This is a genomic window from Streptomyces sp. NPDC046860 (genome assembly GCF_040645115.1).
GTDB lineage: Bacteria > Actinomycetota > Actinomycetes > Streptomycetales > Streptomycetaceae > Streptomyces.
In genome coordinates, this window is record NZ_JBEYXQ010000018.1 from 113,695 (window position 1) to 127,344 (window position 13,650).

Consider the following 13,650-nt stretch of genomic DNA (forward strand, 5'->3'; position numbering starts at 1 on the left):
GTCTTCACCGTTCTCGCGCGGGTGCTTGTCGGTTCTCCGGGGACCATCCTGACTCATGGCTGGTCGTGGCCTCGCGCGGCGTAGGGACCATCGAGGGCCGAGGAGGATGTACGCCTTCTTCAGGCTCCGCCTCCTGCTCCAGGAGAACGCCGGCCTTTGCCGAGATGTCGCGCAAGAGCGCGTCCTTCAGGTCGTGCAAGGTTGCGCTCTCGGAGACCAGCTGCCTTGCCATGGCGTGCAGTGGGTCGGTCATGGTGTGGAAGTCGGCGCGGGTGGTCGAGTCGGGCCAGGCAAGGCTCAGGCGTGAGAGGGCGCGTGCGGAGATCTCCCGGGCGTTTCGGCCCTGAGCCATTTGCGAGATGTCGTTGCTTCGGCTTCTCAGCTCGTGGAGCAGCCACCAGCTGTCCTTGTCATCCTCAGGCTGTACCGCCACGACACATCTGGTGGGTGACGCCGGGTGCTGCGTCACGACGATGTGTGCACCGTCGGGGCGGGTACTCAACATGAAGGTGCCGGGGGGCCACGCTTCCGAGGCATACGCCGGGCTGCTCAGGCGGAACCTTTCCACGTGGGGCACCGCGAGGTCGAAGAGGTCGGTCGGGGTGATCGCGTCGACCCTGGGTCCTTCGATCTCACGAGGGATCGAGCGCGCGGAACCGCTGCCCGTCTTCGCCTTGGCCACCTCGCGGAGCAGCCGTGTTTCCCAGACCGGACTCGCGGTGGACCAGTCGTCATGGATCGCGTCGGCCAGCTCCACTGCCTTTCGCGCGGCCTCCTCGTGGAGGTCGATCTTTTCCTCGATGAGGCTGAAGGCCCTGTGGTACTTGGTGATGATGTCCGGAGGCGGAAGCGGGAAGGGCATGCTGCGGAGAGTGTCGAGGCTCACCGTGGGCTCGACGTGTGCCGTCACGTCCTCCTCGATCCGAGCCTTCGCCGTGGGTGTCTGTAGCCAGATGCGGAGCCATCTCACGACGTGCGGGTCCGCGCGGATGATGCCGATCGACCTGGATGCCGTCCAACCCGCGTGCTCAGCCGTGACGAAAGCGGTGTCGCCCGGCCGCCTGACGAGTACTACGACCAGGTCGCCCTCCTTGAGGGTCGCCCGGTGGGGGCGAGAGTCCCCCGGACCGCGCTTGCCGGTCTGCGGCGGGTGAATCTTCCCGCCCCTGACGTAGGTTGAGCTGACAATGCCTGTCTGATCGGGAGCGTTCTCGTCGAGGACTCCGGAAGTGGTGTACATGTCCTCCTCCCGGAACTTGCCGATGGAGGTCCTCTGCCACGCCTCGGTGCCGGAGCCGTAGTAGTGGGCCGTCGCCTCCATCAGATCTCCTCCAAGGCGTCCAGTAGCTGCGGTTCGAGGGCGCGGACCTGGTCGAGCTTCTCGACCAGCTCCAGCTTGAGCTGGTCGATCCGGCTCCGCGTGTCCCGTTCGGGACCTGCGGGCTCCACTGCGTACGAGGTGGGCATGAGGTCGTGTTTGCGGAGGGCGATCTCCTCGGTCGCGCAGCTTCGGGACCAGCCCGGCTCATCGCCGTAGAACGTGGAGGTGGCACTGTTCTCCGCGATGCCGCGCCAGGTTGCCAGAGTGGTCAGGATCGACTCCGCGTGTTTGTCTCCCAGCCTCCGTGCTCTCGACCCCGGGACGGGTTCGAAGGCCCGCCGTGCATTGATGAACAACACCTGCCCGCGACGGTCGACGTTGCCCCAGCCGGGACGCGGGCTCTTGTCCTTGTTCAGCACCCACAAGCACGCGGTGGCCTCGGTATGGCCGAATACGCGGGGCGGCAGCGCGATCACGCACTCGACGATGTCGTCCCGTACCAGTCGCTCCCTGAGCTTTCGTGCGGCCGGTTGAGGGCTCTTGGCCGCGATGTCGGCCATCAGGAAAGCTGCCCGACCCTGCGGAGCGAGCGCGTGCGCGATATGCAGGATCCACGCGGAATTGGCGGAACCCTTGGGCGGGGGTTCATCCGGCCATCGGGGATCGATGGACGGCCGCTCCCACCGACCCTCCCGCGAGTGCCGATCCTTCCGGTTCTCTGGTGCCCAGGCAGGTTGATTGAACGGGAGGTTGGCCAAGACGATGTCGCACGGGTCGGCCTCGGGCTCCGCGAGGCTGTCTCCCGGTGCGAAAACGAGCGCCTCGATGCCCCGTACGGCGAGATTCATGTGGGCGACCTGTGAGGTGTGGGCGTGCTGCTCCTTCCCGACCAGGGACATGGTCGGATTCAACCCGACACGCTCACGAACATAGCGGTGACTCTCGACCAGCAGGCCCGCCGAACCGCAGACGGGATCGAGCACCCTGTGCCCGTCTTGAGGAGCCGCGACGCCGACCATGAGACGGGCGATGTCGCGAGGCGTGAAGTAGTGGCTACCGCGTGCCTGGACAGCCGAGAGGTTTCGCAGGCACTGGTCGAGCAAGTCCCCCACTAGCCGTACGGCATCGATCGCTTGGATGAGTCGGCGCAGGGGCCCGTCGATGTTGGGGGGCAAAGAGGGCACGGTATCCCCTATACCTGTCTCGTTGCCCTCTGCGTCGATTGCTGGCAGCCAATGGGCAAGCAGTTGGCTTACGGCACGTCTGATCGGCACCTCCTCCTTCGTGGTCTGGCCTAGTAGCCACGGCCAGGTGGGGGCGACGGAGAAGCGGGAATCGACGTGCGCGGTGCGGCTCAAGTAGAGGAGCCCGAGGACGAGCCGGGCGGCGTCATGGGAGTTCATCAGGCGGGACAGGTCGGCGGTCAGCTGACCGACCTCCACTGACGCATCCCGCGCGACGCCCGTCGCGTGGCGGGCGTTTGGGCGAGGGGGCATGCCGTTCTTCACGGGCCCACCACGCCAAGAGAAGCCATGACTCCGAGCGCCAGCGTCAGAGCGGCGGCGAAGGCTACTACTCCCGTCTTGAAGGCCACCGTGAGCCTGCCCCCTTCGACGACGGCCACGAGGCTGCCGGCGAGGGCGGCCACCAAAGCGGTGAGGACCGCGATGATCACGTACAACGACCTTTGCTCCACTGGCTTCCTTCCTAAGACCAAGGGGATCTGTAGGAGCGCGACGTGAGCCGTGCGATCCCCTGCTTCAGGTAGGACAGTAGAAGACGCGGCCCACGCGCCACTGGGAGCACGGTGTTTGGGATTTCGCTAGGAACCCGCGGTCCCATGACGGTTCATTAGGCAGCGCACGGGATTTGGGAATCAAGCGAGCGAATCAGCCGCTCAGCGCGGTCGGGTCCTGCGGTCTGACTGAAATAGGTAGGCGAAAATGCCTTGACCCAGCCGACCTTCCAGCCGGTGAAGGAGAACGTCTTGCCGGCCGAGCCGATCGTGACCGTGCGGTCGCGCATCCCGGGGAAGCCGGCCAGCGGCAGGTGCTCGGCGTCGTCGAAGACCAGGTGCTCGTAGACCTCGTCCGTCACCACCAGCAGGTCGCGCTCCACCGCCAGCTCGGCGACCGCGGCCAGCTCCTCGCGGGTCAGGACCGTGCCGGTCGGGTTGTGCGGGGTGTTGATCAGCAGCAGGCGGGTGCGGTCGGTGACGGCCGCGCGCAGCTCGTCCAGGTCCAGCCGGAAGCGGCCCTCGGACGGGCGCAGCGTCACCGGCACGCGCCGCCCGCCGGCCATGGCGATGCTGGCCGCGTACGAGTCGTAGTACGGCTCCAGCGCCACCACCTCGTCGCCCGGCTCCAGCAGGGCGAGCAGGGACGCGGCGATGGCCTCCGTGGCCCCCGCCGTGACCAGCACCTCGGTGTCGGGGTCGTACGCCAGCCCGTACCGGCGCTGCTGGTGCGCGGAGATCGCCGCGCGCAGCTCCGGCACGCCGGGACCCGGCGGGTACTGGTTGCCGCGCCCGTCGCGCAGCGCCCTCACCGCCGCTTCCCGGATCTCCTCGGGGCCGTCCGTGTCGGGGAAGCCCTGGCCGAGGTTGATCGCTCCGGTGGCCGTGGCCAGGGCGGACATCTCGGCGAAGATCGTCGTCCCGAACTCGGCGAGCCGGCGATTGAGGTACGGGCGTGCGGTGGAGGTCATGGCGGCCATCCTGCGCCGAAGCTCTGGACTTCCTCAACTCGGCTTTGGCGCTCCGCGCGGCCGGGCATCCCCCGGTCACCGCGTCGGACGCGGGGAAGGACGAGGCGCCCACGGGGGGCCGCTTCGGGGGAACGGAAGGAGGGGTGACGCCATGATCGTCGGCATCATCCTCGTCGTGGTGGTGGTTCTCGCCGGTACGGCCGCGCTGCGGGCGCGCCGCCGGAACCGGTGGCGGCAGCGGGTCTCGCCGGGCACCGCGCGGCGGTTGCGGGGTGGGTCGGGCTCGTACCGTTCGGGGTCGGCCTCGGGGGCGTCCTCGGGCGCGTACGACGGCTCGACGAGCTGGTGGGTCTGGGGCGGTGACTCCGGGGGTTCCTCCGGCGGGCACCACGGGGGCCACCACGGCGGGCACAGCGGGGGACATCACAGCGGGGACAGCGGCCACTCCGGGCACTCGTCCTGCGGGGGCGGCGGCTCGTCCTGCGGCGGCGGTTCGTCCTCGTGCGGCGGCGGCGGTTCCTCGTGCGGCGGCGGCGGAGGCTGCGGCGGGGGCGGCAGCTGAGCCGGGGCGGGCACGCCCGGCGAGGCACAACCTTCCGTGCGCGGCACGGGTCGTCGTAGGCACGTACCGGTGGAGGGGGCCGCGATGGGAGCCGTGGGACGAGTGGTCCGCCGGGCGGCGGTGGCGGCCTCGGTGGCGCCGCTGATCCTGGGGGTGCCGCAGGCGGCCGCCCGGGGCGACGACCCCTCGCTGACGCACGCACGCGTGGAGCGCGTCGGCGGCGGGACCCTCCGCCCCGGCGACACCCCGCGCGTGCGGGCGTCCTTCACCAACTCCGGCACCAGAGCGCTGGACCGGGTCCCGGTCGAGCTGGTGATCACGGACGGGCTCGCCTTCGCGGCCGAGTACCGCAACTGCACCTACGGCACCGAGGCCCGGTCCGACGCCGCCCTGCTGACGCGTCACCGGGCGATGTGCCTGATCGACGCCCGGGTCGGGCCCGGCGAGTCCTTCGAGCTGGCGCCGTTCGGCCTGCGCGTCGGCAGGTACGCGTCCGGGGAGGAGGTGGCGGTGCAGGAGGCCATGACGCCCGACCGGCCGGGAGAGGGCATGCGGGACGTCCACCGGGGCCGGGGCGCGGAGCTGACCCTGACGAAGCGGAACGGCGCCCCGCCTCCCGCCGACCCCGACGACGTCACCCCCTCGCGCGGCGACCTGAGCCTGCGGGTGGAGAACGCCTGGGACATCGAGGTGAAGGGGGCCGCGCTCTCGGGAAGGCAGGGTGAGACGGTCACGGCCGACCTGGAGATGCTCTTCCACGGCGCCGCCGTGCAGGCCCAGCTCGACGCCGAGAACTCGATCCCCTTCACCCGGGTCGCGGTGCGGTTCCCCGAGGGCGTGAGCGTGGTCGGCGTCCCGAAGCTGTGCGGGCGGGAGAACAGTCACCGGGAGAACCGGCCCTATCTCTGCGAGTACGGGCTGTACACCAACGGTTTCGACCTCCCACTCCTCCGCGACGGGTTCCGCGTCCACTGGCCCTTCCGGCTCCGGATCGACGCCCCGGGCCGGCTCACCGGCGGTGAGGTCCGGGTGGACGGCCCCGCCGAGCGTCTGCGGGCCGACGCCGACCACTCGAACGACCGGGCCGTGGTCGGTGTCCGCGCCGCACCCCGCTCCTCCGTCCGTACGACGGTGCTCAGGGCCGCGGGAGGTGCGCTGGTGCTCGTCCTGATCACCGCGGGCGCCGTCGCCGTGCGCCGCCGCACGGCCGGGCGTTCGGGGCGCGGTACCGGCTGACGGCCCGCGCACCGGCGATATCCGGCCGCCTCAGGACGCTCCCGCGTGGCGGAAACGCCCAGGGGGCGGCGCCCGAGTGCGCGAGCCGGCGGAGCCCGGTGCTCCGCGCCTCGGCGTACGCCGTAGTTGAACAGTTGAACTGTGGAGCCCTCTGAGGGATGGAAACCCTCCGAACTTGGGTAAAAACGCTGTGGCCCGGCCAGTGTTCGTGATTCCCTCTAAAACACCACCCCAAGCCCTCGGACGTCCCATGGACACCGCTTCTCCAGCCGGGCCGACCTGGCCGAATCGCCCGGTGTCACCGAGGTGCGCCGGACCACCCCTCCTCGTGTGTTAGCGGAGCCGATCCATGCTCACGACCCTGAACACGTCCTACACCGACACGCGCGCCGCCGACCTGGCCTGGGCCCTCGGCGGCGAACCGCTCCCGGCCCTGGCCACCCTCGATCTCGAACTGAGCGGGGCGAAGTTGCAGTTGAGGCTGCTCGGCGCCTCCCACCAGGTCCTTCTGGAGGAGGACCGGGGCAGTTGCTCGGAGACGGTCGCGTGCATCCCCGGCTCCTCCACCCCGCTCCCCCTCGGCGTCGCCAAGCGGGTCGGCGACTGGGAGTACGAGTTCGCGGCGCGCGTGGAGATGCTCACGCCGGGCTCGTTCGCGGGCCGGGCACAGGAGTTGCTGGCCCTCGTCTCCGACCATCCGCACGGCCTGGCCGGGGTGTTCCCCGGCAGTCCGCACGCGTTCACCGCGATGCTGGCCCAGCGGCACGACGGCCAGGTGAGCTGGCGCACCTGGCACGCGTACCCGCAGGACGGGCAGTTGGTGGCGACCCGGACGCGCGTCGGGGTCCGGGTGCCGGCGGGGCAGGGGGCGGGGTAAACCAACAGGGCTGGCCTGACAGGGAGTTTCCACACGTGTGGGTGACGAAGCGTCCAGCGGCGGTGACGTAACGTCGCAGCGTGATCGATCCGCACGCTCCCGTGTCTCCGGGTGCCCCGCCCTGGACCGAGCCCGCGTGGCTCCCCGTGGAGCCCGGTACAGGGCGGTTCCTGGTGCTCGCGTGCGTCTTCGTCTGCGCGGCCTGCGGACTGGTGTACGAACTCGAACTCGTCGCCTTCGCCTCGTACTTGATCGGTGACTCGGTCACCCAGGCGTCCGTGGTGCTGTCGGTGATGGTGTTCGCCATGGGCATCGGCTCGCTCGCCGCGAAACGGCTGCGCTGGCACGCCGCGGTGGGCTTCGGCGTGATCGAGACCCTGCTCGCGCTGGTCGGCGGCTGCAGTGCGATGGCGCTGTACGCGGTGTTCGCGTGGACCGGCGGCTGGGGCGGCGTCTGGGCCGACGGGCCGCGCTGTCTGCTGGTCGGATTCTCCCTCGCCATCGGCCTGTTGGTGGGGGCCGAGGTGCCCCTGCTGATGGAGCTGATCCAGCGCATCCGCCGCCAGGACGCGGGCGGCGCGGTGGCCGACCTGTTCGCCGCCGACTACGTGGGCGCGCTGGTCGGCGGACTCGCCTTCCCCTTCCTGCTGCTGCCGTTCCTGGGCCAGTTGACCGGCGCGCTGCTCACCGGGTCGGTGAACGTGGTCGCCGGGAGCGCGCTGGTGCTGGGGCTGTTCCGCCGGGACCTGACCCGGCGTGCCCGCTGGGCGCTGCTCGCCGCCGGGATGGCGGTGCTCGGGGTGCTCGCCTCGGCCGCCGCGCTCGCCGGAGACTTCGAACGGGCGGCCCAGCGCGCGGTGTACGGGCCCGACGTCCGGGTGGCCGCGCAGACGGACGTGCAGGAGGTGGTCCTGGCCGGAGGGACGGGCGGCCGGCCGCTCGACCTCTTCCTGGACGGGCGGCTGCGCGTCGGCGGCCGGGACGAGCGCCGCTACCACGAGGCCCTGGTGCACCCCGCGCTGTCCGGCCCGCACCGGCGCGTGCTGATCCTCGGCGGCGGGGACGGGCTGGCCGCGCGCGAGGTGCTCCGGTACGAGGGCGTGCGGCGGGTGGACGTGGTCGAGCTCGACGCCGGGCTCATCGGCCTGGCCCGCCACGACCCGGGCCTCTCCGCGCTGAACGGGCACGCCTTCGACGACCCGCGCGTGCGCGTCACCACGGCGGACGCGCTGGGCCGGCTGCGGCGGGAGCCCGCCGCGCGGTACGACGTGGTCCTCGCCGACCTCCCCGACCCCGGCATCACGGCGAGCACCAAGCTGTACTCCCAGGAGTTCTACGGTCTCGTCCGCCGCGTCCTGGCGCCCGGCGGACGCCTCGCCGTCCACGCCGGCCCGGTCACCGCCCGCCCCCGCGTCTTCTGGACGGTCGCCGCGACCCTGCGTGCCGCGGGCCTCTCCGCCACCCCGTACCGCGTCCCGGGCCACGACTCGGGCTTCGCCACCGGCCCGGACCGGTCGGCGGGCCGCTGCGCGAGCCCGCCGGACTGGGGGTTCCTGCTGGCGGCGCCGGGCGCGCGGGCGCCGCTTCCCCGGCTGGCCCCCTCCGGCATCCGGCCGCGCACCCTGACGGCACGGGACCTGAGGACCGACGTGGCGGCGGCCGGGATCACCCGCGTCCCCGGCCTGCCCCCCTCCACGCTGGCGCATCCCCGGTACTGAGGAGCCCCACCGCCCGGGCGGTGGCCCGTTCGCCGCCGACGGCAGGTGAATTCCGGGCCGCACTGGGTAGGCTCGGCCACCATGGAGTTCCAGGTCTTCGTTCCGGTTCCGGCCGACCGGCTCAGGGAGGCCCTCGCGGATGCCGTGAGGGTGGCCCGCGCGGTGCCGGGACTTCAGCAGGACGCCGGGGCGGAACCCGTCGCCGGGCGGCTGAAGCTGCGGGTCGGCGGTCACTCGGTCACCTACCGCGGCACCCTCGCCGTGAGCGGCCGCGCCGACGGCACGTACGCGGTGCGCGGTGACGCCACCGAGTCCCGGGGCGCCGGCACGGTCGTGCTGGCCCTCACCCTGAGCCTCGCCGCCGCCGAAGGCGGCACGACCGTCACCGTGGGCGGCACCGCCAAGGCGGACGGCCGCCTCGCCGAACTGCCTCCGGACGCGGTGTCGACGGCGGCCCACCGCCTCCTGAGCCGCACCCTGGAGACCCTGGCGCAGGGCTCCGCGCCCAAGACGCCCGACGCGACCGAAGCACCCGATGCACTCGACGCACCCGACGCACCCGACGCACTCGAAGCTTCCGCAGCCGCCGAGCCCGCCGAGCCCGCCGAGCCCGCCGAGACCCCCGAGCCCGCCGCCGAGCCCGCCGAGGTCCGCGACGAGAAGCCCGGCACCGAAGTCCCTCCGCCCGCCCCGGACCCCGCTCCGGACCCCGAGGCGGACGCCGACCTCCCCGGCACCGTCCCGGACGCGATCCCGGACGGCTTCGAGGTGCGCGCCGAGCCCCCGGCGGAGGCCGCCCACGCGCGCCGGACGATGATCGGCCGCAGCGCGGAGGAGGTCGACCACTCCCCGCCGCGCGGCCGCTACGCCCCCGTCCCCGCCCCGCAGACCGTCACCGGCAACCCGGCCCTGCGCTGGGCCGCCCCGGCGGCGGCGGTCGCCGTGGCCTCGGCGATCGTGGTCGCACGGGCCCTGCGCAAGCGCCACTGACCACTCCCCACCGCCCCGCACCGCCCCCGGCGGGACCAGTAGGGTCGTCCCGTGAGTAACGGAGAGATCACGCTGACCGCGGGTGACGCGGAGGTACGGGTCCTGCCCGGCAACGGGGGACGGATCGGCGGGCTGCTGGTCGGGGGCACGGAGCTGCTGCGGCAGGGGGAGCGGTTCGGGTGCTTCCCGATGGTCCCCTGGTGCGGACGGATCAGGGACGGCCGGTTCCTGGACGGCGGGATCGTACGGCAGATGCCGCTCAACTCCCCGCCGCACGCCATCCACGGCACCGCCCGGGACGGCGCCTGGCGCACCGCGCGCACCTCGGCGGACGAGGCCGTCCTCACGTACGAACTGACCGACCCCTGGCCGCACACCGGCAAGGTCACGCAGATCGTCGGCCTCGGCGAGGACAGTCTGACGCTGACCATGTCCGTGGAGACGTACGAGGACTCCTTCCCGGCGCAGATCGGCTGGCACCCCTGGTTCAACCGGAGCCTCGGCGGCGAGGACGTGCGGATCGACTTCCACCCCGCCTGGCAGGAGGAGCGCGGCGCGGACCACCTGCCCACCGGCAACCGGATCGAGCCGAAGCCCGGCCCGTGGGACGACTGCTTCGGGATGCCCGAGGGCGTCGACGTCACGCTGACCTGGCCCGGCCTGCTCGAACTGAAGGTGACCAGCCGCGAGCAGTGGGCCGTCGTCTACGACGAGCAGGACGCCGCCGTGTGCGTCGAGCCGCAGACCGGCCCGCCCGACGGGCTCAACACCGCGCAGCGCCTGGTCACCCCGCTGGAGCCGCTGGAGGCGTCCACGACCTGGACCTGGCGCCGCCTCTAAGCTGGGCGGTATGACGGACGTACGTGGCGAACTGCTCCAGCAGATCAAGGACAAGGCCGTGGTGCACGGCAAGGTGACCCTCTCCTCGGGTCTGGAGGCCGACTACTACGTCGACCTGCGCCGCATCACCCTGGACGGCGAGGCCGCCCCGCTGGTCGGCCAGGTCCTGCTGGACCTCACCGCCGGCCTGGACTTCGACGCGGTGGGCGGTCTGACCATGGGCGCCGACCCGGTGGCCGCCGCCATGCTGCACGCGGCCGCCGCGCGCGGGCGCAAGCTCGACGCGTTCGTGGTCCGCAAGGCCGCGAAGGCCCACGGCCTGCAGCGCCGGGTGGAGGGGCCGGACATCGCGGGGCGCCGGGTGCTGGTCGTCGAGGACACCTCCACCACCGGCGGCTCGCCGCTGGAGGCGGTCGAGGCGGTCCGCGAGGCCGGGGCCGAGGTCGTCGCGGTCGCCACCATCGTGGACCGGGCGACCGGCGCGGCGGAGAAGATCGAGGCCGGGGCGGGCGTTCCGTACCGGTTCGCCTTCTCGAAGGATGAACTGGGTCTGGACTGAACGACCGCCGGGGGCTGGACTTCTCCCCGGCCGCCAGGCCGTCCGTGGGGGCAGGTCTGGAAAGATGGGGGCGACGCTGACGTCGCCCCCAGGGTCCAGGTCAGGACCGCATATCGCAGAACGCCAACCCGCAACACGAGGAGCGGACAGATGCCCATCGCAACTCCCGAGGTCTACAACGAGATGCTCGACCGGGCGAAGGCAGGCAAGTTCGCCTACCCGGCCATCAACGTCACGTCGAGCCAGACCCTGAACGCGGCGCTGCGCGGCTTCGCCGAGGCGGAGAGCGACGGCATCGTCCAGATCTCGACCGGCGGCGCGGAGTTCCTCGGCGGCCAGTACAGCAAGGACATGGTGACCGGCGCGGTCGCGCTCGCGGAGTACGCGCACATCCTCGCCGAGAAGTACCCGGTGAACATCGCGCTGCACACCGACCACTGCCCCAAGGACAAGCTGGACGGCTACGTGCGTCCGCTGCTCGCGCTGTCCGAGGAGCGCGTGAAGGCCGGCCGCAACCCGCTCTTCCAGTCGCACATGTGGGACGGCTCCGCCGAGACCCTGGCGGACAACCTGGAGATCGCCCAGGAGCTGCTGGAGCAGGCCCGCCGCGCGAACATCGTGCTGGAGGTCGAGATCACCCCGACCGGCGGTGAGGAGGACGGCGTCTCGCACGAGATCAACGACTCCCTCTACACCACGGTCGACGACGCGATCCGCACCGTCGAGGCGCTGGGCCTGGGCGAGAAGGGCCGTTACCTGCTGGCCGCGTCCTTCGGCAACGTGCACGGCGTCTACAAGCCGGGCAACGTGGTGCTCCGCCCGGAGCTGCTGAAGGAGCTGAACGACGGCGTGGCCGCGAAGTTCGGCAAGCAGTCGCCGTTCGACTTCGTCTTCCACGGCGGTTCCGGCTCCTCCGAGGAGGAGATCCGCACCGCGCTGGAGAACGGCGTCGTCAAGATGAACATCGACACCGACACCCAGTACGCCTTCACCCGTCCGGTCGCCGACCACATGTTCCGTCACTACGACGGTGTGCTGAAGGTCGACGGCGAGGTCGGTGACAAGAAGCAGTACGACCCGCGCACCTGGGGCAAGCTGGCCGAGGCGGGCATGGCGGCGCGTGTCGTCGTCGCCGCGAACAACCTGCGCTCGGCGGGCAACAAGATGAAGTGACCCCTCCGCGGTCTCCCTCAGGGGGCTCGGCACCCTGTTTTCCACAGGGCCGGGCCCCCTTTGGCTATCCGGGGTATACCTGGGGGCATGCCCGATGTCCGGCTGGCGTCCCCCAAGGGCCGGTGGATCCTGCTGACCACCGTGCTCGGCTCCAGCATGGCCCTGCTGGACTCGACCGTCGTGAACGTGGCGCTGCCCCGCATCGGCCGCGACCTCGACGCGAGCCTGGCCGCGCTGCAGTGGACGGTCAACGCGTACATGCTCACGCTGGCCGGGCTGATCCTGCTGGGCGGTTCGCTGGGGGACCGCTACGGGCGCCGGAAGGTGTTCGTCATCGGCGTGGTGTGGTTCGCGGCCGCCTCGCTGCTGTGCGGACTGGCACCGGACCCGGGCGTGCTGATCGTGGCGCGGGCCCTGCAAGGGGTGGGCGGGGCGCTGCTGACGCCGGGGTCGCTCGCGCTGATCCAGGCGTCCTTCCATCCCGACGACCGCAGCCGGGCGGTGGGGATGTGGTCGGGCTTCGGCGGGGTGGGGGCCGCGATCGGCCCGTTCCTGGGCGGCTGGCTGGTGGAGGGGCCGGGCTGGCGCTGGGTGTTCCTGCTGAACGTGCCGCTCGCGCTGGTCTGCGTCCCGGTGGCGCTGCGGCACGTACCGGAGTCGGACGCGGGGCCCGCGCGCGGGCGGTTCGACGTGCTCGGGGCGGTGCTGGGCGCGGTGGCGCTGGCGCTGCTGACGTACGCGCTGATCGAGGCGCGCTCGGCGTCCGTCGCGGTGTGGGTGACGGCGGTGGCGGGCGTGGCGGCGGCGGTGGCCTTCGTGTACGTCGAGCACCATCGCCCGGACCCGATGCTGCCGCCGGACATCTTCGCCTCGCGGCAGTTCACGGCGGTCAACCTGGTCACGCTGTGCGTGTACGCGGCGTTCGGCGGCTTCTTCTTCCTCACCGCGCTGCAACTGCAGGTGGTGGCGGGCTACTCCCCGCTGGCGGCCGGTACGGCCCTGCTGCCGCCCACGATCATGATGCTGCTGCTGTCGTCCCGCTCCGGCGCCCTGGCCGACCGCACGGGCCCCCGGCTCCCCCTGACGGTGGGCCCGCTCCTGTGCGCGGCCGCGATGCTGCTGATGCTGCGGGTGGGCCCGGACGCGGACTACGTGACGGACGTGCTGCCCGCCCTGCTGGTGATGGGCGCGGGCATGGTCACCCTGGTGGCACCCCTGACGGCGACGGTCCTGGCCTCGGTGGACACCGCCCGCGCGGGCCTGGCGAGCGGCATCAACAACGCGGCGGCACGGGTGGCGGGCCTGGTGGCGGTGGCCGCGCTGCCGCTGCTGACCGGCATGGGCCCGGACGCCTACCTCTCCGGGCCCGCCTTCGACTCGTCCTTCGACAGGGCGATGCCGATCTGCGCGGCCGTGCTGGTGGCCGGCTCGGTCGTGGCCTTCACCCTGATCCGCCGGCGCCCCACCCCGGAATGCGCCCACCCGGAGTGCCGGACGCACTGCAGTCTGACGGTTCCGCCGCTGGAGCAGGGGGCGGTCGGCCGGGAGACGGCTCCCGGCCGACCGGACGCGAGCTAGGCCGTGTCCGCAAAGTGGCGCCTGGCTCGCGACGCCTGGCACGCACGCTCGCGGCGTTGTCGGGATCGCCCTCGTACATCCAGTACGAGG

13 protein-coding genes are annotated in these 13,650 nt (G+C 72.0%); 9 read left to right on the forward strand and 4 right to left on the reverse strand.

Annotated elements, in window-relative coordinates; genetic code table 11:
• Positions 1-4: 4 nt before the first annotated feature.
• The 4 genes from ABZ898_RS23700 to ABZ898_RS23715 form a co-directional block, all read right to left on the reverse strand.
• Entirely contained in the window at positions 5-1,321 is a 1,317-nt protein-coding gene (locus ABZ898_RS23700; protein ID WP_361662282.1) for a hypothetical protein, read from the reverse strand.
• Positions 1,321-2,829 carry an N-6 DNA methylase gene (locus tag ABZ898_RS23705; protein ID WP_361662285.1) on the reverse strand — a complete coding sequence of 503 codons (1,509 nt, stop codon included), beginning with the start codon at positions 2,827-2,829 and terminating at the stop codon, positions 1,321-1,323. Before ABZ898_RS23705 ends, ABZ898_RS23700 begins: the two co-directional genes overlap by 1 nt.
• Complete coding sequence (locus ABZ898_RS23710; RefSeq protein ID WP_327344343.1) at positions 2,826-2,996, reverse strand: hypothetical protein; 171 nt, start codon at positions 2,994-2,996, stop codon at positions 2,826-2,828. Before ABZ898_RS23710 ends, ABZ898_RS23705 begins: the two co-directional genes overlap by 4 nt.
• Before the next feature lie 176 nt (positions 2,997-3,172).
• Entirely contained in the window at positions 3,173-4,036 is an 864-nt protein-coding gene (locus tag ABZ898_RS23715) for an aminotransferase class I/II-fold pyridoxal phosphate-dependent enzyme (protein WP_361662290.1), read from the reverse strand.
• A 142-nt stretch (positions 4,037-4,178) separates the two neighbouring features.
• Between ABZ898_RS23715 and ABZ898_RS23720 the strand changes: the two genes are divergently transcribed.
• From ABZ898_RS23720 to ABZ898_RS23760, 9 genes are all read left to right on the forward strand, one after another.
• Positions 4,179-4,589 (forward strand): hypothetical protein, encoded by a 411-nt coding sequence (locus tag ABZ898_RS23720; protein WP_361662293.1) that lies wholly within the window; start codon positions 4,179-4,181, stop codon positions 4,587-4,589.
• A 93-nt stretch (positions 4,590-4,682) separates the two neighbouring features.
• On the forward strand, positions 4,683-5,825 hold the full coding sequence (locus tag ABZ898_RS23725) for a hypothetical protein (protein WP_361662296.1): 1,143 nt from the start codon (positions 4,683-4,685) through the stop codon (positions 5,823-5,825).
• 349 nt (positions 5,826-6,174) lie between these two features.
• Positions 6,175-6,702: a DUF2617 family protein gene (locus ABZ898_RS23730; protein WP_361662299.1), complete on the forward strand. Its 528-nt coding sequence runs from the start codon at positions 6,175-6,177 to the stop codon at positions 6,700-6,702.
• An 80-nt stretch (positions 6,703-6,782) separates the two neighbouring features.
• Positions 6,783-8,420 carry a polyamine aminopropyltransferase gene (locus ABZ898_RS23735; protein ID WP_361662302.1) on the forward strand — a complete coding sequence of 546 codons (1,638 nt, stop codon included), beginning with the start codon at positions 6,783-6,785 and terminating at the stop codon, positions 8,418-8,420.
• 81 nt (positions 8,421-8,501) lie between these two features.
• Positions 8,502-9,410: an SRPBCC domain-containing protein gene (locus tag ABZ898_RS23740; RefSeq protein WP_361662305.1), complete on the forward strand. Its 909-nt coding sequence runs from the start codon at positions 8,502-8,504 to the stop codon at positions 9,408-9,410.
• Positions 9,411-9,461: 51 nt separating this feature from the next.
• Complete coding sequence (locus ABZ898_RS23745; RefSeq protein ID WP_361662308.1) at positions 9,462-10,250, forward strand: aldose 1-epimerase; 789 nt, start codon at positions 9,462-9,464, stop codon at positions 10,248-10,250.
• 10 nt (positions 10,251-10,260) lie between these two features.
• Positions 10,261-10,809, forward strand: coding sequence for an orotate phosphoribosyltransferase (gene pyrE / locus ABZ898_RS23750; RefSeq protein ID WP_361662310.1), 549 nt, complete (start codon positions 10,261-10,263; stop codon positions 10,807-10,809).
• Between the two features lie 150 nt (positions 10,810-10,959).
• The gene (fbaA, locus tag ABZ898_RS23755; RefSeq protein ID WP_361662313.1) at positions 10,960-11,982 is read left to right on the forward strand and encodes a class II fructose-bisphosphate aldolase; all 1,023 of its coding nucleotides are present in this window, start codon (positions 10,960-10,962) and stop codon (positions 11,980-11,982) included.
• A gap of 87 nt (positions 11,983-12,069) precedes the next feature.
• Entirely contained in the window at positions 12,070-13,560 is a 1,491-nt protein-coding gene (locus tag ABZ898_RS23760; RefSeq protein WP_361662316.1) for an MFS transporter, read from the forward strand.
• Positions 13,561-13,650: the final 90 nt, after the last annotated feature.